This window comes from Burkholderia sp. MR1-5-21, from assembly GCF_053427715.1.
Genome location: NZ_JBSAXD010000012.1, coordinates 183,193 through 206,082, shown reverse-complemented (window position 1 = coordinate 206,082; position 22,890 = coordinate 183,193). Strand labels below are relative to the sequence as shown.

Genomic DNA, 22,890 nt, shown 5'->3' with positions numbered 1-22,890 from the left:
GTGCATGGTTCTGTGACGCGTGGTGGGAATCGCGGAATGACTGCACCCGCTCGGGAAAAAACCGTCTCTGCCTGGCGCGCGCGCAACTTCGGTCCATTGCTGCCTCCTCGCGCGTCAGTACGCGCCGCCGACGCGATGCGTCGCGACGAAGTGATCGGGACCGACCGCGACGAGCGGCGCGACCGCCGGCTCGTCGCCGACCGCGCGGATCGGGCTCGGAATCTCGTCCGCCGCGAGCTGGCGCGGCGCATGCCGGCGCGCAGGGTCGGCGACGGGCACCGCGCTCATCAGCTTCTTCGTGTACGGATGCTGCGGCGCTTCGAACACCGCGCGGCGCGGGCCGATCTCGACGATCTGGCCGAGGTACATCACCGCGACGCGATGACTGACGCGTTCGACGACCGCCATGTCGTGCGAGATGAACAGGTACGCGACGCCCAGCTCGCGCTGCAGGTCGAGCATCAGGTTGACGATCTGCGCCTGCACCGACACGTCGAGCGCGGACACCGACTCGTCGGCGATCACGACTTTCGGGTTCAGCGCGAGCGCGCGCGCGATCGCGATCCGCTGGCGCTGGCCGCCGGAGAATTCGTGCGGATAGCGCTGCGCGGCGTCCGCCGGCAGACCGACCTTGTCGAGCAGCCAGTCGACGCGCGCCTGCGCGGCCTTGCCGCTCGCGACGCCATGCACGAGCAGCGGCTCCATGATCGAGAAGCCGACCGTGAGGCGCGGGTTCAGCGACGCGAACGGATCCTGGAAGATGAACTGGATATTGCGGCGCAGCGTCTGCAGGTCGTGGCCCTTCAGCGCACTGATGTCGCGGCCGTCGAACTCGATCGACCCGCTTTGCGATTCGACGAGGCGCAACAGCGAGCGGCCGGTCGTCGACTTGCCGCAGCCCGATTCGCCGACGAGCGCGAGCGTCTCGCCCGCGTGCAGTTCGAAGCTGACGCGCTCGACCGCATGCACGTATTGCGACACGCGGCCGAACAGGCCGCTCTTGACCGGGAAGCGCGTGACGAGGTCGCGCACGCGCAGGATCGGCGGCGCATCGGGATCGATGCGTGGCTGCGCGGGCACGGCGGCCGCCGCAGCGCCGTTCGCGCCGGCTGCCGGCTCCATTGCCGCGCCGTCCGCCGGCGCAGGGGCTTCGACCTTCAGCAACGGAAACTTCTCAGGCACATCGGTCCCGTGCATCGAGCCGAGACGCGGCACCGCCGCGAGCAGCGCGCGCGTATAGCGATGAGCCGGCGCCGCGAAAATCCGCTCCGACTCGCCTTCCTCGACCTTCTCGCCGCGATACATCACGAGCACGCGGTCGGCCACCTCGGCGACCACGCCCATGTCGTGCGTAATGAAGATCACGCCCATGTTCATCTCGTCCTGCAACCCGCGGATCAGTTGCAGGATCTGCGCCTGGATCGTCACGTCGAGCGCGGTCGTCGGCTCGTCGGCGATCAGCAGCGCGGGCCGGCACGACAGCGCCATCGCGATCATCACGCGCTGCCGCATCCCGCCTGACAGCTGGTGCGGATAGCGCGCGAACACGCGGCGCGCCTCGGGGATGCGCACGAGGTCGAGCAGGCGCAACGTCTCCGCGCGCGCGTCCGACGCGCTCTTCGACTGGTGCAGCGCAATCGCCTCGCTGATCTGGTCGCCGACCGTAAACACCGGGTTGAGCGACGTCATCGGCTCCTGGAAGATCATCGCGATGTCCGCGCCGCGCACGCCGCGCATCGTCGCGGCGCTCGCCAGCGCGAGGTCGAGCTGCGTGCCGTTGCGCCGCCGCAGCGCGATGTGGCCGCCCGCAATCACGCCGCCGCCGTGCTCGACGAGCCGCATCAGCGCGAGCGACGTGACCGATTTGCCTGAGCCCGACTCGCCGACGATCGCGAGCGTCTCGCCGCGATCGACGTGGAACGACACGCCGCGCACCGCGTCGAACGTCGCGCCTTCGCGGCTGAACGTCACCGACAGGTCGTCGACCGCGATAACGCGCTGCTCGGGCAGCGCGACCGCGGACGGAGTTCGGTTCGAAGTCATGCGTGCGTCTCCTGCATCTGGGGCCGGCCGGAATCAGGCCGCATCGTCGCGGTAGATGCCGACGACGGGCGCTTCGCCCACACGGGCGAAGCCGCGGTACATCCCGTCGGTGTTGAACGGCATCGCGACATTGCCGTGCGCGTCGACCGCGATGATCCCGCCGCGTCCCGCGATGCGCGGCAGCTTGTTCATCACGACGTCGTATGCGGCCTCGGCGACCGACACGCCGCGGTACGCGATCTGCGCGGCGACGTCGTGCGCGGTCGCGAGCCGGATGAACATCTCGCCGGTGCCGGTCGACGACACGGCGCACGTCGCGTCGTCCGCATAGCAGCCCGCGCCGATGATCGGCGAATCGCCGACGCGCCCCGGCTGCTTGTTGGTGATGCCGCCCGTCGACGTCGCCGCCGCAACGTGGCCGTGCACGTCGCGCGCGACCGCGCCGACCGTGCCGTGCTTGCGGTCCGGGTCGAGCGGCTCGGGACGCGGCGCGCCGTCGCCGAACGCGAACGTCGCGGCGTCGTGATCGAGCAGCATGCCCGCGGCATCGCGCGCCTTCACCCACTGCGCATGGCGGGATTCGGTATCGAAGTAGCCCGGTTCGACGAGCTCCAACCCGTGCGCGGCCGCAAACGCGTCGGCGCCCGCGCCCGCGAACAGCACGTGCTCGCTCGCCTCCATCACGCGCCGCGCGGCGAGCACCGGATTGCGCACGCGCGTCGCGCAGCACACCGCGCCGGCGGCGAGCGTCGCGCCGTCCATGATCGCGGCGTCGAGCTCGTGCTTCCCTTCGGCCGTGTACACCGCGCCGCGCCCCGCGTTGAACAGCGGGCAGTCCTCGAGCATCCGCACCGCGACGGTGACGGCGTCGAGCGCGCTGCCGCCGTCGGCCAGCACGGCCTGCGCGGCGCGCAGGATCGCGGCCAGCTCCGTGCGGTACTGCAGTTCGGTTTCGGTGTTCATCGCGTCGCGCAGGATCGTGCCTGCGCCGCCGTGAATCGCCACGATCGCGGGTGAAGTCATGATTTCCTTGAACGATGGGAGGAAGGATTCGTCGCCGCCAGCGCCGCCTGCGGCTGCGTGAGCCACGGCAACAGGAATTCGGTCATGTCCGCCGCGGCCTTCGCGGAACGATGCGTGCGCAGCGCGACCGCGTCGATCAGCGCCTCGATCGTCGCGAGCACGGCCGCTTCCGACGTCGCCGCGAAACGCCGCTTCGCGGTCACGAACAGCGACAGCGCGGCGATCGGCACGAGCGGCGAATGCGGGCCGTCCGTGATCGCAAGCACCTGCGCGCCGCGCGCGGACGTGCGGCGGGCCAGTTCGATCGTGTCTTCGACGTAGCGCGGAAAGGCGATCGCGATCACGAGATCGCGCGCGTCGGCCGCGTACAGGCGCCGCGCCGCGTGCGACGGGCCGCCGAGCAGCGCGAGCGACTGCACGTTGTCGTGACAGACCGACAATCCGTGCTCCATCAGCCCGGCGAGAAACGCGCTCGATCCCGCGCCGAGGATCAGCACGCGGCGCGCGGCGACGATCGCCTCGACCGCCGCCTCGACGTTCGCCGCGTCGAGATGCGCGCGCGTGTCCTCGATGTTCGCGACGGCCTGGTCGAACACCGCGTCGATCCACGCGGCGCCGCGCACGCCGGCTTCCTGCTCCTGCGCGGAGCGCAGCCGCTCGACCGGCCCGAGCGTCGCCTCGAAGCCGCGCACGAGCGCTGCGCGCATCGCCGGATAGCCGTCGAAACCGAGCGCCTTCGCAAAGCGGTTCGCGGTCGCGATCGACGCGTTCACGGCCTGCGCGAGCTCGTCGATCCGCATCGTCGCCGCGCGGAACGGATTGGCCAGCACGTATTCGCCCATCCGGCGGTGAATCGGCGTCAGCGACGGCATCGCCGACGCGATGCGCGCGGCAATCGACGATTCGACATCGGACACGGCGGACGACGGTGGCGTCGGGTTCACGGCGGCAGTCGGGCAGTTGGGTAAATGAAAGTGAAAGTAAACTTACACACACCACATTAGGAAAAAAATAAATTTTCAGCGACTCAGGGAATCCCCGATATCGGACGACACGCGCCGCCGGGCGGCTGCGGATGTGCGGCGGCGCCGGCTGTCAGGGTGCGTCACCCCGTCGAACCGCTTGCAATTCATCTGTTCCCTGCCCTGCCAGTACGCTCCGTTGCAGCCCATTCAAGGGGTAACATCGCATGAGTCCGTCACACGCGCGCGTGCCGCCTGATTGCGAGCGGCGGACGGCGGGCGGCGCGCCGTCCCGTGGTCCCTCATCTGGAAGCCAACCGTGCCCGACATCCCCTCCCTCGCCCCGCATGACGTTCAGGCCGCATGCCGTCCTGCCGGACGACGCGCGCACGCCCCTGCCGAGCCGCGCGCTGGACATGCGACGGAGATGGAATGACGGCGGATCTCCTGCCGGCCCGCCCGGTCGCGATCCGGTGTGGAGGCGTGCGATGAGCGGCGTGTCGCACGATCTCGCCGGCGACACCATCGCGCTCGGCACCTTCGCGCTGCTGTATCTCGCGGGGCTCGGCCTCACGCTGTGGCGGATATGGGCGGCCGGGCGGCGCGGCAAGGTCTTTTGGTGCATCTGCGCGGCGCTGCTGATCGGCGGCGCCGTCGCGATGTTCACCGGGCAGTCGCCCGAACCGGATTCCGGGACCATGCCGGGCGGCTTCGCGCTCGGCGTCGAAGCGGTCCTCGCCGGGCTTGCGATGGTCGCGGCGGGATGCGCGTGGCTGATGCTGCGCGCGCGGCGGGAGCCGTAACGCAGGGCGGACACGCCGGCGGCCCGGCCGCCGGCTGGCCCAGTCTGACGGGCTGCCTGACTGCGGCAGACCCGGCCGGATGCGCGGGATTGACTGGATTCCTCCAATGTGTCCGACGTAATGCAGGCGTCGCAGGCGCATCCGCCGCGCGGCACACCGCTCATCGTCGCGCGTCGATCACCCAGCAAGCCGCATCGAAACGCACTTCATCGCCGTACACGTAACGCTCGAACGCGACGAGAGCCGTTTCGACCACGCGTACGCGCGTCGCGTCGTCGACCTCACGCAGCGCGTGACCGACGGGCCCCAGCCGCGACACGTAATCGGTCAACGCGTGCGTGGGCAGCACGCACGGCACGTCGATCGGCCGGATGTCGACATCGGTCCAGCCGCTCGCGGCAAGAATCGACGCGACCCGGTCGCGGTCGCCGAACCCGAACTGCCCGGGTGCGCCGGGCACGCGCGGCGGAAGGTTCAACAACGGCGCGGCGGCGCGCTCGGCGGTCGTCATGAACGGATTCTCCGCGGCGGCACGCCACGCGATCGCACTCAACCGCGCACCGTCGGCCGCCGCGTCCCGCAGGTTCGAAAACGCGCGGACCGGATCGTCGAAGAACATCACGCCGAGGCGCGACACGATCAGGTCGAACTGCGCGGAAGCGAACGCATGCGTCTGCGCGTCCGCGCGGATGAAGTCGGCGCGCACGCCTTCACGGTCGGCGCGCGAGCGCGCCGCGTCGAGCATCGGCGCCGACACGTCGATGCCGGTGCAACGCCCATTCGCACCGAGCCGCCGTGCAATGGCCACCGTCACGGTGCCCGTGCCGCAGCCGACGTCGAGCACGTGCCGCGCCGGCGTCGCCGCGACCGTTTCGACGAGCCGGTCCTCGAACGGCTGGAACATCCGGTCGAGCGCGGCTTGCGTATCGACCCATGCGCGGCCGGACGGGCCGTTCCAGTGTGCGGCTTGCTCGGTGTTGGCTGGCTGGGTATGGTTCACGATCGTTTCCCTTTGTCGATGCCCCCGGAAGGCGATACGTCAGTGTGCTGCTTCAAGCCGGCTTGAAGTCAAGCGGCGACGGAACGCGTGCCGACACCGCCGCGCAATCGGCGCAACGCGTCGCTGAAATCGCCGACGCGCGTTCTCCGCCATACTCCGATCTTTGCGACCGCCCCCACAGTACGGGACGCCATCCACGCACGCACCCGCCGATCGTTTTCATATTTCTTACATTCGCGTTGCGTATGTTGACGGCTTTCCAACGGTGACCCTCATGCGACGACTCTCCCTGTGCGCCGTGTCTGCGCGCGTTGCCTCGCTCGCGGCGATCGCGGCCCTCGCGACGCTGTCCGCCTGCTCGAACCACATCGATTCCCCGGCGGATCCGGCAAGCGCCGCGATCAACGTCCAGGCCGCATGGGTCGAAATCGGCGATGCGAACCAGCCGATTGCCCGCGTGATCACGAACTACGCGCCGGCGTCGGCCGGCGATCCGCTGTGCCCGCAGCTTGCCGTCGACGGCAAGGTGTCGCGGATGACGCTGCGCGCGGGCGCCGGCACGATGCCGCAGCGCCCGACCGCCAGCGACCCGGCCGATTCGAAGCCGTCGAGCTTCCCGGTCTCGGTGTGCGAGGCGACGCTGCCGGCCGGCGCGCAGGGCGCGAGCGTCGCGGGCCGCGCGCTGCCGCTGCCGAAGGCGCTGCCGCAACGCGTCGCGATCATCGCCGACACGGGCTGCCGGATGAAGAAGGCCGACAACGCATGGCAGGCGTGCAACGACGCATCGGTGTGGCCGTTCGAGACGATCGCAGCAAGCGTCGCGAAGCTGTCGCCGGATCTCGTGCTGCACGTCGGCGACTATCACTACCGCGAGAACGCGTGCCCGCCCGACATCGCCGGCTGCAAGGACAGTCCGTGGGGCTACGGCTGGGATACATGGCAGGCCGACCTGTTCCGCCCTGCCGCGCCGCTCTTCGCGAAGGCGCCGTGGGTCTTCGTGCGCGGCAACCATGAGGAATGCGCGCGCGGCGGCCAGGGCTGGTTCCGTTTCCTCGATCCGCGCCCCTACAGCGACACGCGTTCGTGCAACGATCCGGCCAACGACGGCAACGCGAACTATTCGGAACCGTATGCGGTATCGCTCGGCGGCGGCTCGCAGGTGATCGTGTTCGACACAGCGAAGGTCGGCCGCGCCGCGCTGAAGACGACCGACACGCAATTCCAGATCTACCAGAAGCAGTTCCAGACGGTGGCCGCGCTCGCGTCGAAGGCCGGCATGACGACGACGATCTTCACGAACCACCACCCGATCCTCGCGTTCGCGCCGATCCCGGGCGGCACGCCCGCGCCGGGCAATCTCGCGCTGCAGTCGGTGATGTCGAGCCTCAACGCGCAGGCGTACTACCCGCCCGGTGTGCACGTCGCGCTGCACGGCCACGTGCACGACTTCCAGGCCATCAACTTCGCATCCGGCCATCCGGCGACGATCGTGTCCGGCAACGGCGGCGACAACCTCGACGTCGCGCTGCCCGACCCGTTCCCGGCCGGCCTCACGCCCGCGCCCGGCGCGGTCATCGACCGGCTGTCGCACAACAACAGCTTCGGCTTCCTGATCATGGAGCGCCGCCCGGCGCCGGCGACCGGCTGGGTGTTCCATGCGTATTCGGCTGCCGGCAAGCTGCTTGCGTCTTGCAACCAGTCGGGTACGACGCTCGCGTGCGACAAGACGGGATTCATCGCGCCGTGAGCGGCTTGGTTCGGCGGGATGGCCGTGCCGCGCGATCCGCGGGTTGCGTCGGCGCATTGCACGGCGGCGCAGCGGAACCGGGGCTGGATCCGCGGGAAATCGAGCGGTCGGGCATCGCGCATCACCCTGCCCGAATGTCTCACATCGTTGCTGCCGGGACGACGAAGCCGTATCGCGCCATCCGCGTGACCAGCTCGGCAGCGGCCCTGATCGTCACCGCCGTCGCCATCGCGGCCGCCCCGCTTCCGGCCGACGCAGCCGCATCCGACACGGTCCTGCTGCCCGGCGCGCCGCCCGCGCGCGTCGTCGGCACGATCGGCGACGGCACGCCGCAGGTCACGGCCAAGGCCGATGCGGCGACCGCGCGCTTCGCGCCCGATCCGACGCTCGTCGCGCTCGGCCGCCGGATTTTCTTCGACCCGCGGCTGTCCGAGCCGCGCGGCATGTCGTGCGCGAGCTGCCACGATCCAGGCCGCGCGTTCGCACCGACGCTGTCCGCGGCCGCGCTTGCCGGCCCCGGCGTGCCGGAAGGCAGCCGGCCCGGACGCTTCAGCCAGCGCAACGCGCCGTCGCTGCTGTACGTGCGCTACGTGCCCCGCCGCCACTTCTACCAGGACGACGACGCGCCCGCGCCGTCTCCGTTCGGCGGGCTGTTCAGCGACGGCCGCGCGGATACGCTCGCCGAGCAGATCCGCGGGCCGCTGTTCGATCCGAACGAGATGAACAACCGGTCGCCGGCCGCGCTGCTGCGCAACGTCGACGCGACCGAACTCGCGCCGGCGCTGGCCGCGCGCTTCGGCGACCGTGTGCGGCACGATCCGGAACGGCTGGCGCGTGCGCTCGGCGAGTCGGTCGAAGCGTATCTGCAGAGTGACGAGATGGCGCCGTTCACGTCCCGCTTCGACGCGTACCTGCGCAACCGTGCGCCGCTCAGCCCGCAGGAAATGCGCGGGCTCGCGCTGTTCAAGAATCCGGACAAGGGCAACTGCATGAGCTGCCATACGCTGTCCGACACATCGAGCCGCCCGGAGCGCTCGCTGTTCACGGATTTCGGCTACGACGCGATCGCCGTGCCGCGCAACCGCGCGCTGCCGGCCAATCGCGACCCGCGCCACTTCGACAACGGCCTGTGCGACACCGCGCGCCGGCTGCGCTGGCCCGAGCCGGACCAGTGGTGCGGCTACCTGCGCACGCCTGGCCTGCGCAACGTCGCGGTGAAGCAGACGTTCATGCACAACGGCGTGTTCGCGTCGCTGCGCGATGCGGTCGCGTTCTACAACACGCGCTCGACGGATCCGCGGCACTGGTATCACGGCGCCGCAACGTTCGACGACGTGCCGCCCGCGTACCGCGGCAACATCAACATCAACTCGACGCCGATGAACCGCCGCCCCGGCACGCCGCCCGCGCTGACCGAGGCGGAGATCGACGACATCGTCGCGTTCCTCGGCACGCTGACCGACGCTCGCTACGCCGGAGCCGCCGGCGCCGTCAGCCGGGCTGCCGCCCGCACCCCGGCGCGCTGACCCTGTCCGGTTGGCCAACGGCCGCGCCACCCGCTTGCTGCCGCCCGAGATACTGGTTATATTTACAGTACTGTATTTATGAACAGTGAGGTGCGCGATGGAACATCTGGTCCGGATCGTCAACGACACCGATCGCCAAGTGCTGGCGTGGCTACGCGCCCAGGTCGGCGATGCCCGCGTCGAACGTGCGGCGCGGCAGCTCGGCCACACCCGCAAGCCTTATCCATCCGCCGTGTGCCGGTATCTGGGCATGAACCCGCCGGCCACGCTCCGTCACGCACCCCGGCCGCGGGTCGCGCGCGACTTCTCGGTCGGTGATCGCTATCTGTCGTTGATCCGTCAGCACCTCGCCGCGCACACGGCCGGCCGCTAGCGCGGAGCCGCCGGCCCAGCCGGCGCGGCGGCGGGCCGCCTATGCGCCCGCCGCGTCGCGCACGAGCCGTCCGAGGGTCTCGAATGCCGCTTCGAGCTCGGTATCGAACACGCGCGTGCAGCCGAGGCGGATGAACGCATCGAAGCGGTCGGTATTGGAAAAGATCGCGCCGGGCGCAATCCGGATGCCATGCGCGAGCGCCGACGTGAACAGCGCCTCGGAGCGCACGCCGTCCGGCAGCGCGACCCACAGCAGCAGCCCGCCCGGCGGCCGGTTCAGCCGGGTGCCGGCCGGAAAATGGCGCGCGATCGCGTCGATCGTCGCGTCGCGCTGCACGCGCAACTGCTCGCGGAAGCGGTGCAGATGGCGGTCGAACGCGCCGGAGCCCACGAATTCGGCCGCCACGGCCTGCAGCAGCGCCGCGTTGTGCCGGCTCTGCGCGAACTTGAGCATCTTCACGCGCGCATGCCAGCGCCCCGCGCTCATCCAGCCGAGCCGCATGCCAGGCGCCAGCACCTTGTTGAACGACGGGCAGTAGATCACGGTGCCGTCGCGGTCCCACGCCTTGGCGGGCTTCACGCACTGCGGCGACTCGACGAGCTCGCGGTACGGCTCGTCCTCGATCACGGCCACGCCGCGATTCGCGCACAGTGTGACGAGCGCGGCCTTGCCGTCGTCGGGCATCACGCTGCCGAGCGGGTTCTGCAGGTTCGGCACGACGACGACCGCCTTGATGTCCGGATACGCGGAAAGCGCCACTTCGAGCGCCTCGATCGACATCCCGGTCGTCGGGTTCGCGGGGATTTCGAGTGCGCGCAGGCCGAGGCTTTCGAGCAGCTGGATGAGCCCGAAGAACGCCGGCGATTCGATCGCGATCGTGTCGCCCGGCCGGGCGACCGCGCGCAGTGCGAGGTTCACCGCGTCGACGCCGCCGCTCGTCGAGAGCACGTCGTCGGGCGACACCGTCACGCCGAACGACAGCGCGCGCTTCGCCACCGCGTGCCGGAATTCGGGCGAGCCGCCGACGGGCCCGGCGTCGGTCAGCAACGTCGGCTTGTGCCGAAGCTGCCGGATCGCGAGCGCCTGCAGGCGTGCCGTCGGATACAGCGCCGACGACGCCGACGCGCCGCCCAGGTTCAGCGCATCGGGCGCGGCATTGCCGCGGTCGATCACGCGCGATACGCGCTCGTGCAGCCCGGCGAACGGCGGCTCGACCGACGTCGGCGGCGGCACGTCGCTGTCGCGCAGCGTTTCGATCGCGGCCGCCGCACGGTGGCGGACGAAGTAGCCGGACCGTGGCTTCGCGACGCACCAGCCGGTGTCCTCGAGCCGCCGGAACGTCTGGATCGCCGTCGACAGGCTGACGCCGTGCTGCTCCATCACCGCGCGCACCGACGGCATCCGGTCGCCCGGCGCGAGCGTGCCGGCGTCGATGATGCGGCGGTAATGCTCGGCGAGCCGCTCGTAAAGCGGTTCGCCAAGCATCGGCAGATGCAGGCGGGATTCGTCGCGGGAATGCGTCATGTGGGTCATCGTGCCCGCGCAGGTGTGCGCGTGCCAGATACAGAACCCGGGGAAACCGACCGATACAGCCGCGCGAATCGCCCACCTGCACCGCAACAGATTCCCGGCCCCTGAATCTGTCGCGCCCGAACCGGCATCCCTAACCTGTCTGCATGCGATTGCCTCGCACGCCGCGAGGCAGGCAACCGGGAAAGGAATCGCCATGCGGACTCGAAACATCCGGCTCGACGCCGGCCAAAGCCACATCGCGTGGTTCGACAAAGGCAGTCAGGTGATCGTGCTCGACGGTGCGCTCGCCGTCACGCTCAGGCACGGCGGGCTCGACTGGCTGCCGGACGCGCCGCACTACGTGCGCAAGGTGCTCGACGCCGGCGACTGCCTGACGATCGAAACGGCCGGCCATGCGTCGCTCGCGGCCGCGGGCGCGGGGGCACGGACGGCCAATGCGGCAGCCGGCACGGGGGCGAATGCTGCGATCGTCGCGCCGACGCCGCGAGCCGGATGGCGCGGCGTGATCGACGCGTGGCGTGCACGCGTGCAGCGCTGGCGGGCTGCGGAGTCGTGACGTCCGCGACCCGGCGCTTGCCGGACCGGCTTTGTGGCTGGCCTGTGGCTGGCCTGTGGCTGGCTTTGTGGCTGGCTCTGCGGCTGGCTCTGCGGCTGACTTTGTGGCTGGCTCTGCGGCTGACTTTGTGGCTGGCTCTGCGGCTGGCTTTGTGGCCGCCTCAATGGCCACCTTTGTGGCCGGCCTTCGACCGGCCCATCACCGCGCGGCGCGACGCCGCTCGACCCACTCGAACGCGGCCATCCCCACCAGCATCGCGGCGACGAACCCGATTCCCTTGATCGACCCGAACCCGATCGCCACGATCGCCGGCCCCGGACAGAACCCCGCCAGCCCCCAGCCGGCGCCGAACGCCACACTTCCGGCCACAAGCCGCGCGGTAATGTCGCGCGCGGTCGGCAACTGCATCGGCAGGCCGAGCCACGACCGTGTGCGGCGCTTCGCCCACGCAAACGCAAGCACGCCCACACCGGTCGCGCCCGCCATCACGAACGCAAGCGACGGATCCCAGCTTCCTGCGGCATCGAGAAACCCGAGGACTTTCTGCGGATCGGACATGCCCGACACGACGAGCCCGCCGCCGAAGACCAGCCCGGCAAAAAATGCGAACCATGCGGTCATGTCAGCCTCCCAGCACGTGCCGCTGCACGAACACGGTCAGGAACCCGGCGGCCATGAACGTCGCTGTCGCGACCAGCGAGCGCATCGAGCCGCGCGACAGCCCGCACACGCCGTGGCCGCTCGTGCATCCGCCCGCGTAGCGCGTGCCGATCCCGACCAGCAGGCCAGCCGCGATGACGACGGGCCAGCTCGCGTCGACCTGCGGCATCGCGCCGATTCCGGCCAGTCGCAACCCGATCGGTGCGACGATGAGCCCGGCGATGAACGCCAGCCGCCAGTCGCGTCCGTCCGGGCGGCGTGCGAGCAAGCCGCCGACGATGCCGCTGATTCCGGCCACGCGTCCGTTGAACGCGACCAGCCATGCGGCCGCGAGCCCGATCAGCACGCCGCCCGCGAGCGACAGCCACGGCGTGAAATGAGTCATATCAAGCTGCATCGCGCTTCCCCTTCGCAGCCGGGCCGCAGAATTGCTCGTACAGCACCGCCATCACCGCGATCGCGGCCGGACTGTCGAGCGAGTAATGGATATTCTTGCCGCCGCGGCGGGTGCGGACCAGCGCGTTATCCCGCAGCACGCCGAGCTGCTGCGACAGCGTCGGCTGACGGATGTCGAGCCGCGCCTCGAGATCGCTTACACAACGTTCGCCTTGAGAGAGCTCGCACAGCAGCAGCAGCCGGTCGGGATTCGACAGGACCTTCAGCAGCGCGCAGGCGGACTCGGCCGCGGCGCGCATTTGCTCGGGAGCGGGAAATGCGGAGGAAGAATCGGGGGTCATCGAGGTCTCGGGACAATCTACCTCCAGACATTATATATTTTTATAGATCGTTAGCCATCGAGTCCTGCTTCCCGACCGCATCGCGCCCGCCCTGTGTCACGGCGGACGCGCCCCGCTCCGCTCATCAGGCTTCGTCGCTCGCCATCCCGCCGACGATTGCCCCGCTCCCCGACGCCTTCGCAGCCGTGCGCACCGCACCCAACGCAAACACGGCCATCGCGGCAGCGATGCAAGGCATCGCGACGATCGCGAACGCGGTCGGCAGCGACAGCCCCATCGACAGCATCGCCCCGCCGGCCATCGACCCGACGACCGAGCCGCCGCGCCCGATTCCGTTCGCCCAGCTCACGCCCGTGGTCCGGCATTCGGTCGGGTAGAACGCCGCAGACAGCGCATTCGCACCGACCTGCGCCCCGGACACGCAGAAGCCGGCCGCAAACACCGCCAGTGCGGCGCCCCACGGCGTCGCGGCAAGCGTGCCGATCGCCGCGACGAATACACCGGCCGCCGCATAGCTGCACGCGAGCACGCGATGCGGATCGAAACGATCCATCAGCCAGCCGAGCACGACCGCGCCGAGCGTGCCGCCGACCTGGAACATCGCGGTCACGCGCGCGGCCGTCTGCAGCGTCGCGCCGGTCGTGCGCAGCAGCGTCGGCAGCCAGCTCGACAGCAGGTAGATGACAAGCAGGCTCATGAAGAACGTCAGCCACAACAGCAGCGTGCCGCGCAGCAGGTCCGGGCCGAACAGGCGGCCGAGCGGCGACCCCGCCGGCTTGCCGCGCGGCGCGATGAACGACGCGTGCGCGAGCGATGCGTCCGGCGCAATGCGTGCAAGCAGCGCCGCGACCTGCGACGCATCCCGGCCCGCGTTGACCAGATAGCGGACCGATTCCGGCAGCCGCCACGCGAGCACGGGTACGAGCAGCAGCGGCGCGGCCCCGCCGACGACGAGCACCGCGCGCCAGCCGTCGCGCTCGATCAGCGCCGCGGCCGCGAGCCCGCCGAGCGCGGAGCCGATCGTGAAGCCGCAGAACATCGTCGTCACGAGCAGCGAGCGGCGGCTCGCCGGACAGTATTCGGACGTCAGCGTGATCGCATTCGGCATCGCGCCACCGAGCCCGAGGCCGGTCACGAAGCGCCACGCGATCAGCTCATGCAGGTTGCCCGCGCCCGCCGACGCGGCGCTCGCAATGCCGAAGCAGGCCACGCACGCGAGCAGCAGCCGCTTGCGTCCGAATCGGTCGCCGAACGGGCCGAACACGAGCGCACCGGCCATCAGGCCGGCGAGCCCCGCGCCAAACACTGGCGCGAGCTGCGCCGGCGTCAGATTCCATTCCGCGCGGATGACCGGCGCGATGAAGCCGATCGACGCGGTGTCGAAGCCGTCGATCGCGACGATCAGAAAGCACAGCACGACGATCGCGGCCTGGAACGGCGAAATGCGTTGCCGGTCGATCCAGTCGGTCACGTCGATGGATGGCGTAACGGCCATGATGGTGTCTCCTCCATGTGGGCGGGCGCCTGTCGCGACATGTCGTTGCATGTCTTGGGTTTGCGCGCCGCCGTGTTGCGTGTCAGCTCACGCGACGGCCTTCAGGCAATCCTCGGCACGCCAGCCGTGCAGCCAGTCGAGCGCGTCGTAGAACCGGTCCTGCGTGCGTCCGACCCACAATGCATTGCGCACCTGCCGCTCGACGCCTTTCGCGTGATAGATCCGGCCCATCTCACGCGCCGAATACAGCACGCGCGCGGTGCGCGGAATCCGCACGCGTTCGTACAGCGCGAACGCCGCATCGAAATCGCCATCGGTTTCCTTCACGGCCGCACCGAGCGTCACCGCGTCCTCGAGCGCCTGGCACGCGCCCTGCGCGAGGTACTGCGTCATCGGATGCGCGGCATCGCCGAGCACCGTCGCGCGGCCGACGCTCCAGCGCTCGACCGGATCGCGGTCGGCGGTCGCCCAGCGCTTCCACGACGTCGGCCGGTCGAGCATCTGGTGCGGCAGCGGATGAATGCCGTCGAAATACGACAGCACTTCCGCCTTGCTGCCTTCGCGCACGCCCCACTCCTCCTGCTCGCGGCTGTGGAACGTGACGACGAGGTTGTACTGGCGCCCGCCACGCAACGGATAGTGGACGAGATGGCAATGCGGGCCGGCCCAGACGACCGGTGCGTTGATCTGCAGGTCCTTCGGCATGTTCTCGACGTCGACCACCGCACGGTAGACGACATGCCCCGTCACGTGATGCGCGTCGCCGACCAGCGCCTGCCGGATCACCGATTTCACGCCATCGCAGCCGATCACGGCATCCGCGCGATAGCGCTCGCCATGCTGGTCGGTGACGGTCACGCCGAGCGCATCCTGCTCGAACGCGCGCACTTGCGTATCAGTGCGGAACTGGATCAGCGGATGATCCTTGACTGCCTCGTAGATCGACAGGTGAATGTCCGCGCGGTGAATCACCGCATACGGATTGCCGAAGCGCGCGCGATACGCGCCGCCCGTATCGATGCGGACGATTTCCTTCGCGTCGATCGCATCCATCAGTTGCAGATGGTCGGTGAACACCGCGCGGCTGCGCGCCGTTTCGCCGACGCCCAGCGCGTCAAGCGCGTTGAACGCGTTCGCGGCGAGCTGGATGCCCGCGCCGATCTCGCCGATCTGCGCGGCCTGCTCGAGCAGCTTCACGCGGATGCCCTGGCGCGCGAGCGCAAGCGCGGTCGCGAGCCCGCCGATGCCGCCGCCGATCACGAGCACGCGCCGGCCTGTTGTCTGTGTTTCGCTCATTTGTGTCTCCAATTTCGGCCGGAGCCAGCGCTTCAGCACTTGCTCCAGGTCCATGCTTCGCGGTCGGCCGGAACTAGCGCTTCACCGCTTGCTCCCGCCCATGCTTCGCGATCGGCCGGAACTAGCGTGTCACCGCTTGCCCCCGCCCATGCTTCGCGGTCGGCCAGAACTCGCGCTTCACCGCTTGCTCCAGCGCCATGCTTCGCGGTCGGCAGGAGTCGACGCTTCAGCACTTGCTCCGGCGCCGTACTTCTCGGCTGCGTCAAGCGACGTAGTCCGGTTGCCGCTGCGGTTGCGCAGCGTCGAATGCGGGATGCCGCAGCGCATGCTCGACCACCGCGAGACTGCGCGGATACGCGCCGAGGTCGCAGTCCATCCGAAGCGCGTTCGCGACCTGCGGCACGAGACACACGTCGGCGAGCGTCGGTTCATCACCGAAGCACCACGGGCCGCCGTCCGCGCGTTCGAGCAAGCGCTCGACGCCCGCCATCCCTTCCGCGATCCAGTGGCGATACCACGCGGTCTTCTGCTGCGGCGTGAGCTTCAGCTCGCCGTCCAGATAGCGGAGCACGCGCAAGTTGTTGACCGGGTGGATGTCGCACGCGATCAGCGTCGCGAGTTCCAGCACGCGCGCGCGCCGCCGCGGCTCGAGCGGAATCAGCCGCGGTTCCGGATGCAGCTGGTCGAGATAGTCGAGGATCGCGAGCGACTGGCCGAGCCGGAATTCGCCGTCGACGAGCGCCGGCACCGACGCCGATGCGTTCACGTGTGCGACGTAGTCCGGCGCGCGATGCTCGCCGACGCGGATGTTGACGGGCAGCGTGTCGTACGCGAGGCCCTTCAGCGCGAGCGCGATGCGCACCCGGTACGACGTCGAGCTGTTGAAGAAGCTGTGCAGCTGCATGATGCGTCCCTCGCGTCAGACCACGCGCACGGTCAGCTCGCCGAGACGCTCGACGCCAACCTGCATCACGTCGCCCGAGCGCACTGCGCCGACGCCCTCCGGCGTGCCGGTGAAGATCACGTCGCCGGGCTCGAGGCGGAAGAACTTCGACAGGTCGGCGACCGTCTCCGCGACCGACCAGATCAGGTGCGACACGTCGCTCTTCTGCTTCGTCTCGCCGTTCACGGTCAGCCACAGGCCGCCCTGCTCGAAGTGACCGACGGCGCTCGCCGGATGCACGGGCCCGATCGGCGCGGAACGGTCGAACGCCTTGCCGATTTCCCACGGCCGGCCCATCTCGCGCATCTTCATCTGCAGGTCGCGTCGCGTCATGTCGAGGCCGACCGCGTAGCCCCATACGTGTTCCAGTGCCTGCTCGACCGGGATGTCCGAACCGCCCTTGCCGATCACCGCAACGAGTTCGGCCTCGTAGTGGTAGTTCTGCGTCTGCGACGGATACGCAAGCTCGAGCGTCTCGCCATAGGCGACCGGCACGACCGAGTCGGCGGGCTTGCAGAAGAAGAACGGCGGCTCGCGATCGGGATCGAAGCCCATTTCACGCGCATGGGCGGCGTAATTGCGGCCGACGCAGTAAACGCGGCGCACCGCGAATTGCGCGTCGCTGCCGGCGACGGAGAGCGCGATCGGCGCTTCGGGCGGAAAGACGAAAGTCATGATGGATACGGCTCCAGCGGGATGAACAGGATCGCGCGCCGCCTGAACGGCGCGCGGGAAGAATCGATTCGGAATGCAGGCGGCGTCAGTCGCGCGCTTCGCGCAGCAGGTTCAGCGCGGACAGCACGGGCCGGTCGGAGTAGCTGAACAGCACGCAGTCCGATTGCGCGGACAGCCGCACCGGCGCCCACGACGGCGCGACGAAGATGTCGTGCGGCTCGAACGCGAAGGTTTCGTTGCCGACATGCGCGGTGCCGCGGCCTTCGACGACGCAGTAGATCGTCGCGTCGGTGCTGCGGTATGTGCGGCCATCGAAGCCGGCCGGCAGGAACTGCATGAAGGTCGCGATCGTCGGCATCGGCCAGCCGCCCGTCGCCGGGTTCACGTAGCGCAGCTTCACGCCGTCCCATGCATCGAGTTCGCCGTTGCGGTACAGCGCGTCGAGCGCGTCGCGCGTGCGCGCATACGGATAGCTGAAGACCGGCGACGTCGGGTCGGTCACGCGATGCCGCACCGGCAGCATGTTGTGGCCGAAGCGCGCAAAGCTGTCGCCTTCCGGACGCTCGACCGGCTGCGTCGCTTCCGGGTAGTTCTCCGCGAAGCCCGCGTCGAGGCTCGCGACGAGCGGGATGTCGAGGCCGTCGAGCCACACGACGGGCTCACCGCCTTCCTCCACGGAAGGATTGCCGTGGTCGTGCCAGGTCCACGACGGCGTGATGATGAAATCGCCCGGATGCATCGTCGTGCGCTCGCCGTTCACCGCGGTCCACGCGCCCTTGCCTTCGACGATGAAGCGCAGCGCCGACTGCGTATGACGGTGGCTCGGCGCGATCTCGCCGGGCAGGATCAGCTGCAGGCCCGCATAGAGGCTCGGCGTCATGCTCGACTTGCCCGGCAGCCCGGGATTCTCGAGCACCAGCACGCGGCGCACGGCCTCTTCCGCGCTGATCACGTCCCCCGCCTGCATCACGAGGTCGCGCACCTGCGCATATTTCCAGATCGCCGGCAGCGCGGCCGGCTGCGGCGCCTTCGGCACGAGGTTGTGCAGCGACTCCCACAGCGGCGTCAGGCGCTGCTCGGCAATCCGTGCGTAATAGGCAACCCGCGAGGCGTCCGGGGCTTGTCTGGACATGGTGTCTCCTGTCGACCCGAGTTGGCGCTTCAGCGCTTTACTCGGATCCCATACAAAGTTTGATTCGGCCGACGGGGAGCCGGCGCTACGGTCACGTCTCGGTCGTTTTCATCGACCCGTTGTGAGATTTATATGCGACGCAGATATACCTCGTAAAATGATGAAATCATCTGATCCATATGATCTTGGATATATCTTGGCGATACGGGGGGTGCGATGGACTGGACGAACCGGCTGCGGCTGCGCCATCTGCAGGTGCTGCTGAGCCTGGCAAGCACCGGCAACCTGAGCCAGTCGGCGGCTGCGCTCGCGACGACGCAGCCGGCGCTGTCGAAATGGCTGAAGGAGCTGGAGGAAGACATCGGGCTGCCGCTGTTCGAGCGGCATGCGCGCGGACTGCGGCCCACGCGTTACGGCGAGGCGCTGATCGAACACGCGCGGCGGATCGACGCGCATCTCGATGTCGCGCGCGACGACATGGAAGCGCTGCGCGAAGGCGGCAGCGGCCTCGTGACGATCGGCACGTCGGGCGTCGCCGCCGCGGACACGGTGCCGCTCGCGGTGTCGCAATTGCTGAAGCGGATGCCGCGCGCGCAGGTGCGGCTGACCGAAAGCACGATGAACCAGTTGATGCCGCAGCTTGTGCGCGGCGAGCTCGACATCGTCGTCGGCCGGTCCGGCCCCGAGCCCGCCGATGCGCAATTGAGGGCGGAAACGCTGTACGTGGAGCCGATCGATTTCGTCGCGCGGCCCGATCATCCGCTGGCCGGCGCAGCGGCGCTCGGCTGGGACGACGTGCTCGCGTATTCATGGATCGTCTGGCCGCCCGGCACGCCGGTGAGCAATGCGCTCGAAGCCGCGCTGGCGGCGGCCGGCCGCACGCTGCCGCCGCACTGCGTCGAATCGAATTCGTCGATCCTCAATCTCACGCTGCTGAACAACACCGACCTGCTCGGCGTCGCGTCGCATCGCGCCGCCGGACGCTTCGCGCAGCTCAACGCGATCCGGATCCTGCCGATGCAGCTCGAAGGCTTCGGGTCGGTGTCGATGTACTGGCACCCGGACAGTGCGAATCGCGCGGCCGTGGCGGCGGCGATCGAATGCCTGCGGGCCTGCGCGGCGCCACGCGCCGGCGGGTGGGAGAAGGTGCGGGACGCGTGACGGGCGCGGCGTGCATAGGCTCGAGCAATACGCCGACAGGTTCAGCGCGAGCGTGACGATCATCAAAAACTACGGACCATTTCATGAGCGTGCAACTGAGCGCGCCACGAAGGCCGCTTGTGCCGGTCGCGCGTACCACGAGGGCTCGCACACGAGCAAGATTGGTATTACCTGTTTGCCGCATGTTGACGCCTAACCTATCTTGAATCACTGGACGGCATCTGCCCCGCTGGTTGTCGGAAATGCCAGGGGCGTGGCTCTCCGCCGGCCGGTTCCAAACCGCATAGTCAGGGGTTCACGATGAACAGCGACGCAGCTTCGCCACCGGGCGGGCCGGAAAACCAGACAGAAGGCGGCACGAACGGCGCCGATCGCTCTGCCATGCCGGATGAGCAGACCCCATATAGCAACCCGCGCTGGCATCAGATATTTCCGGTACTGACTGACGCCGAGATTGATCGGATCAGTCGTTTTGGTGTGGTCCGCAGCTACGCCGCCGGCGAATTCCTGTATCGCGTGGGCGGCACGAGTCCAGGCATGTTCGTCGTGCTGTCGGGCGCGATTCGATACACGGCACGCGACGGACTGGGCCATCGGCGTTTGCTGCGCTCCCAGGCGAAACGGGGCGAATTCACGGCCGACGTCGGCATGCTTTCAGGCAAGCCCGGCCTTGTCGATGCCGAGGTTGTCGAAGACGTCGAGGTGCTCGTGATTTCCCCGGAAAAGCTGCGTGCCCTGATGATCGGCGAGGCGGAGCTCGGTGAAAGGATCATGCGCGCGCTGATCCTGCGGCGCGTCGCCGCGATCGAGCGCGGGCAAGGGGCGGTGCTCGTCGGCCCGCACGACAACGAGCGGCTCCTCGCGCTGCAACATTTCCTGCAACGCAATGCTTACCCGCATATGACGCTTGATGAAAGCGGTGCCGATGCCATCGCATTGCTCGAGCGCATGACGCCTCGGCCCGATGACATGCCGCTCGTCGTGTGCCCGGATGGCACCGTGCTGCGCAATCCGGACGACGGGCAGCTCGCCTCGTGCCTGGGACTCATCCCGGAATTCGATCCCGCGCATGTCTACGACGTCGCGATCGTCGGCGCCGGGCCTGCCGGCCTGGCGGCAGCCGTCTATGCCGCATCCGAAGGCCTGTCAGTGGCCGTCTTCGATTGCCGCGCGCCGGGTGGCCAGGCAGGCACGAGTGCACGCATCGAAAATTATCTGGGTTTTCCGACCGGTATTTCGGGGCAAGCGCTAGCCGGCCGGGCATTCAACCAGGCACAGAAATTCGGTGCGCACATCGCGATTCCTGTCGAGGTGAAGGGCTTGCATTGCAGCGCATACCCGCTCGAGGTGGAGCTTGCCGGCTCGCGGCGTATTGCGGCACGGACGGTGGTCGTCGCCAGTGGCGCGGAGTATCGGCGTCCGGCCGTGAACGGGCTCGCGCGCTTCGAAGGTCACGGCGTCTATTACTGGGCGACGTCGATCGAGGCCCGGCTTTGCCGCAGCGAAACCGTGCTGCTGGTCGGTAGCGGAAATTCAGCGGGACAGGCGATTGTGTATCTTGCGTCGCATGCTGCCCATGTTCATGTCCTCGTCAGGGGCCGGGACCTCGAGCACAGCATGTCGCGCTATTTGATCGAGCGGATTGCCTCGCTGCCGAACGTGACGATCCATCTGGAGACTGAAATCGCGGCCCTCGAAGGTGACGAACGACTGGAGTCGGTCCACTATCGGCGACGCGATGGGGGTATCGAAAGCCTGAAGACACATCACCTGTTCCTTTTTATTGGTGCCGACCCGAACACGAACTGGCTGCGCACGTGCGGCGTGTCACTGGATCCGAGAGGATTCGTGTTGACGGATACCGACCTCGGAACACGAGCCAGCGGGCCCACGCTCCCACTGCATACAAGTGTCGACGGCGTGTTTGCAATCGGCGATGTTCGATCGGGTTCCACCAAGCGCGTTGCCGGGGCCGTGGGCGAAGGGGCAGCCGTGGTCGCGCAGATTCACCGCTTTCTGGCCATGAAGCAGGCCGAAACACCCGCGCCTTCCATGCATCTGTAAGCCGCCTGTCGCAACCCGCCGGCCGGCGGCGTCATGCCGCACGGCCGGCGTCGGACATCAAATCAGATGGCGGGCGGCCGATTAGCTGGCCGGAACTGCGGGCACGATCTCGTGGTGACCAGCCGCGCGCTGGGGCGCTTTGTGCACCATGGTGTAGGCGTAGTCCACGCCCATCCCGTACGCACCGGAGTGTTCCCGGACTACCGTCATGACGGCGTCATAGGTATCCCGACGTGCCCAGTCGCGCTGCCATTCGAGCATCACCTGTTGCCACGTCACCGGCACGACGCCTGCCTGGATCATGCGCTGCATCGCATAGTCGTGCCCGTCCTTCGTCGTGCCACCCGACGCATCTTCAACCATGTAGATCTCGTAGCCGCCTTCCAGCATGGCACTGAGTGCGAACGTGCTGTTGCAGACTTCCGTCCACAGGCCGGAAACCACGATCTTGTTGCACCCGTTCGCAGCGAGCGCGTCACGAACCTTCTGGTCATCCCAGGCGTTCATCGACGTGCGTTCGAGCAGCGGCTGGCCGGGAAACACGTCGAGCAGTTCGGGGTAAGTGAAGCCCGAGAAACTTTGCGATTCGACCGACGTCATGGTGGTCGGAATGCCGAAGATCTTCGCTGCCTTGGCGAGGCCCACCACATTGTTCTTCAGCACCTGCCGGTCAATGGATTGGACACCGAATGCCATCTGCGGCTGGTGGTCGATGAAAAGCAGCTGGGAGTTTTGCGGCGTCAGTACTTCAAGCTTGGGGTTGCTCATGATGGGTTCCTTTCCGAGTGTCTGGATGTTCAGGCTTGCTTCAGCGTGTCGATGGCGTCCAGCACGTGCGTGCTGTACGTGATGGCGGCGCCGGCGTTCAGGTTGATGGCAACGCCCAGCGCTTCTGCGATTTCCGCGTCCGGGACGCCGAGCTTGACGGCCTCCGCTGCGTGGAAGGCGATGCAACCATCGCAGCGCGTGGTGACGGCAACGGCGAGCGCGATGAGCTCACGCGTCTTGGCGCCGAGATGGTTGGTGCTGGCACCCGCACCAGCGATAAGTGCAAAACCGCGAAGCGTGTCCGGCGTGCGTGTGGACAGTTCCTTGAGGCGAGAATTGATGTCCTGAATCGTCTCTTTCCACTCGATCATGAGATAACTCCAATAGGAATCC

The 22,890-nt window shown here is 68.5% G+C and carries 22 protein-coding genes; 7 read left to right on the top strand and 15 right to left on the bottom strand.

Annotated features, from left to right (window positions below; all coding sequences use genetic code 11):
• Nucleotides 1-114 precede the first annotated feature (114 nt).
• From ACV229_RS18495 to ACV229_RS18485, 3 genes are read right to left on the bottom strand one after another with little or no spacing between them, the layout of a single operon-like run.
• Nucleotides 115-2,043, bottom strand: a complete 1,929-nt coding sequence (locus ACV229_RS18495; protein ID WP_448084556.1) for a dipeptide ABC transporter ATP-binding protein — start codon at nt 2,041-2,043, stop codon at nt 115-117.
• A gap of 33 nt (nt 2,044-2,076) precedes the next feature.
• Nucleotides 2,077-3,066, bottom strand: a complete 990-nt coding sequence (locus ACV229_RS18490) for an isoaspartyl peptidase/L-asparaginase family protein (RefSeq protein WP_448084555.1) — start codon at nt 3,064-3,066, stop codon at nt 2,077-2,079.
• Nucleotides 3,063-4,010 carry a MurR/RpiR family transcriptional regulator gene (locus ACV229_RS18485; protein WP_448084554.1) on the bottom strand — a complete coding sequence of 316 codons (948 nt, stop codon included), beginning with the start codon at nt 4,008-4,010 and terminating at the stop codon, nt 3,063-3,065. Before ACV229_RS18485 ends, ACV229_RS18490 begins: the two co-directional genes overlap by 4 nt.
• A 506-nt stretch (nt 4,011-4,516) precedes the next feature.
• Here ACV229_RS18485 and ACV229_RS18480 point away from each other — a divergent pair.
• Nucleotides 4,517-4,831 (top strand): hypothetical protein, encoded by a 315-nt coding sequence (locus ACV229_RS18480; RefSeq protein ID WP_448084553.1) that lies wholly within the window; start codon nt 4,517-4,519, stop codon nt 4,829-4,831.
• A gap of 160 nt (nt 4,832-4,991) precedes the next feature.
• Here the strand turns inward: ACV229_RS18480 and ACV229_RS18475 are convergent, their stop codons facing one another.
• On the bottom strand, nt 4,992-5,831 hold the full coding sequence (locus ACV229_RS18475; protein WP_448084552.1) for a class I SAM-dependent methyltransferase: 840 nt from the start codon (nt 5,829-5,831) through the stop codon (nt 4,992-4,994).
• Nucleotides 5,832-6,105: 274 nt separating this feature from the next.
• Between ACV229_RS18475 and ACV229_RS18470 the strand changes: the two genes are divergently transcribed.
• From ACV229_RS18470 to ACV229_RS18460, 3 genes are all read left to right on the top strand, one after another.
• Complete coding sequence (locus tag ACV229_RS18470; protein ID WP_448084551.1) at nt 6,106-7,578, top strand: metallophosphoesterase family protein; 1,473 nt, start codon at nt 6,106-6,108, stop codon at nt 7,576-7,578.
• A gap of 134 nt (nt 7,579-7,712) precedes the next feature.
• Complete coding sequence (locus tag ACV229_RS18465) at nt 7,713-9,104, top strand: cytochrome-c peroxidase (RefSeq protein ID WP_448084550.1); 1,392 nt, start codon at nt 7,713-7,715, stop codon at nt 9,102-9,104.
• Between the two features lie 97 nt (nt 9,105-9,201).
• The gene (locus tag ACV229_RS18460) at nt 9,202-9,477 is read left to right on the top strand and encodes a hypothetical protein (RefSeq protein WP_448084549.1); all 276 of its coding nucleotides are present in this window, start codon (nt 9,202-9,204) and stop codon (nt 9,475-9,477) included.
• A gap of 39 nt (nt 9,478-9,516) precedes the next feature.
• On the opposite strand, the gene ACV229_RS18455 is transcribed toward ACV229_RS18460, so the two are convergent.
• Nucleotides 9,517-11,001 carry an aminotransferase-like domain-containing protein gene (locus ACV229_RS18455; RefSeq protein WP_448084548.1) on the bottom strand — a complete coding sequence of 495 codons (1,485 nt, stop codon included), beginning with the start codon at nt 10,999-11,001 and terminating at the stop codon, nt 9,517-9,519.
• Nucleotides 11,002-11,203: 202 nt separating this feature from the next.
• Here ACV229_RS18455 and ACV229_RS18450 point away from each other — a divergent pair, with 202 nt between their 5' ends.
• The gene (locus ACV229_RS18450) at nt 11,204-11,566 is read left to right on the top strand and encodes a hypothetical protein (RefSeq protein ID WP_448084547.1); all 363 of its coding nucleotides are present in this window, start codon (nt 11,204-11,206) and stop codon (nt 11,564-11,566) included.
• Nucleotides 11,567-11,764: 198 nt separating this feature from the next.
• On the opposite strand, the gene ACV229_RS18445 is transcribed toward ACV229_RS18450, so the two are convergent.
• The 8 genes from ACV229_RS18445 to gtdA all read right to left on the bottom strand — a co-directional run bounded on the left by ACV229_RS18445 (nt 11,765) and on the right by gtdA (nt 18,504).
• Nucleotides 11,765-12,187 carry a DUF6691 family protein gene (locus tag ACV229_RS18445; RefSeq protein WP_448084546.1) on the bottom strand — a complete coding sequence of 141 codons (423 nt, stop codon included), beginning with the start codon at nt 12,185-12,187 and terminating at the stop codon, nt 11,765-11,767.
• 1 nt (nt 12,188) lies between these two features.
• Nucleotides 12,189-12,623 (bottom strand): YeeE/YedE family protein, encoded by a 435-nt coding sequence (locus tag ACV229_RS18440; RefSeq protein WP_448084545.1) that lies wholly within the window; start codon nt 12,621-12,623, stop codon nt 12,189-12,191.
• Nucleotides 12,613-12,963 carry an ArsR/SmtB family transcription factor gene (locus tag ACV229_RS18435; protein WP_448084544.1) on the bottom strand — a complete coding sequence of 117 codons (351 nt, stop codon included), beginning with the start codon at nt 12,961-12,963 and terminating at the stop codon, nt 12,613-12,615. Before ACV229_RS18435 ends, ACV229_RS18440 begins: the two co-directional genes overlap by 11 nt.
• A 124-nt stretch (nt 12,964-13,087) precedes the next feature.
• Nucleotides 13,088-14,458, bottom strand: a complete 1,371-nt coding sequence (locus ACV229_RS18430) for an MFS transporter (protein ID WP_448084543.1) — start codon at nt 14,456-14,458, stop codon at nt 13,088-13,090.
• 87 nt (nt 14,459-14,545) lie between these two features.
• Nucleotides 14,546-15,754, bottom strand: a complete 1,209-nt coding sequence (locus tag ACV229_RS18425; RefSeq protein ID WP_448084542.1) for a 3-hydroxybenzoate 6-monooxygenase — start codon at nt 15,752-15,754, stop codon at nt 14,546-14,548.
• A gap of 262 nt (nt 15,755-16,016) precedes the next feature.
• Nucleotides 16,017-16,658, bottom strand: a complete 642-nt coding sequence (maiA, locus tag ACV229_RS18420; protein ID WP_448084541.1) for a maleylacetoacetate isomerase — start codon at nt 16,656-16,658, stop codon at nt 16,017-16,019.
• A gap of 15 nt (nt 16,659-16,673) precedes the next feature.
• Nucleotides 16,674-17,372 (bottom strand): fumarylacetoacetate hydrolase family protein, encoded by a 699-nt coding sequence (locus ACV229_RS18415; RefSeq protein WP_448084540.1) that lies wholly within the window; start codon nt 17,370-17,372, stop codon nt 16,674-16,676.
• Nucleotides 17,373-17,457: 85 nt separating this feature from the next.
• A complete protein-coding gene (gene gtdA, locus ACV229_RS18410; RefSeq protein WP_448084539.1) occupies nt 17,458-18,504 on the bottom strand; it encodes a gentisate 1,2-dioxygenase in 1,047 nt (348 codons plus the stop codon).
• A gap of 216 nt (nt 18,505-18,720) precedes the next feature.
• On the opposite strand from gtdA, the gene ACV229_RS18405 reads away from it, so the two are divergent.
• Together ACV229_RS18405 and ACV229_RS18400 are read left to right on the top strand one after the other, a co-directional pair.
• Nucleotides 18,721-19,665: a LysR substrate-binding domain-containing protein gene (locus tag ACV229_RS18405; protein ID WP_448084538.1), complete on the top strand. Its 945-nt coding sequence runs from the start codon at nt 18,721-18,723 to the stop codon at nt 19,663-19,665.
• A 300-nt stretch (nt 19,666-19,965) separates the two neighbouring features.
• A complete protein-coding gene (locus ACV229_RS18400) occupies nt 19,966-21,729 on the top strand; it encodes an FAD-dependent oxidoreductase (RefSeq protein WP_448084537.1) in 1,764 nt (587 codons plus the stop codon).
• Nucleotides 21,730-21,810: 81 nt separating this feature from the next.
• Here the strand turns inward: ACV229_RS18400 and ACV229_RS18395 are convergent, their stop codons facing one another.
• Both ACV229_RS18395 and ACV229_RS18390 read right to left on the bottom strand, forming a co-directional pair.
• On the bottom strand, nt 21,811-22,497 hold the full coding sequence (locus ACV229_RS18395; protein WP_448084536.1) for a hydrolase: 687 nt from the start codon (nt 22,495-22,497) through the stop codon (nt 21,811-21,813).
• Between the two features lie 29 nt (nt 22,498-22,526).
• Complete coding sequence (locus tag ACV229_RS18390; protein WP_448084535.1) at nt 22,527-22,868, bottom strand: carboxymuconolactone decarboxylase family protein; 342 nt, start codon at nt 22,866-22,868, stop codon at nt 22,527-22,529.
• Nucleotides 22,869-22,890: the final 22 nt, after the last annotated feature.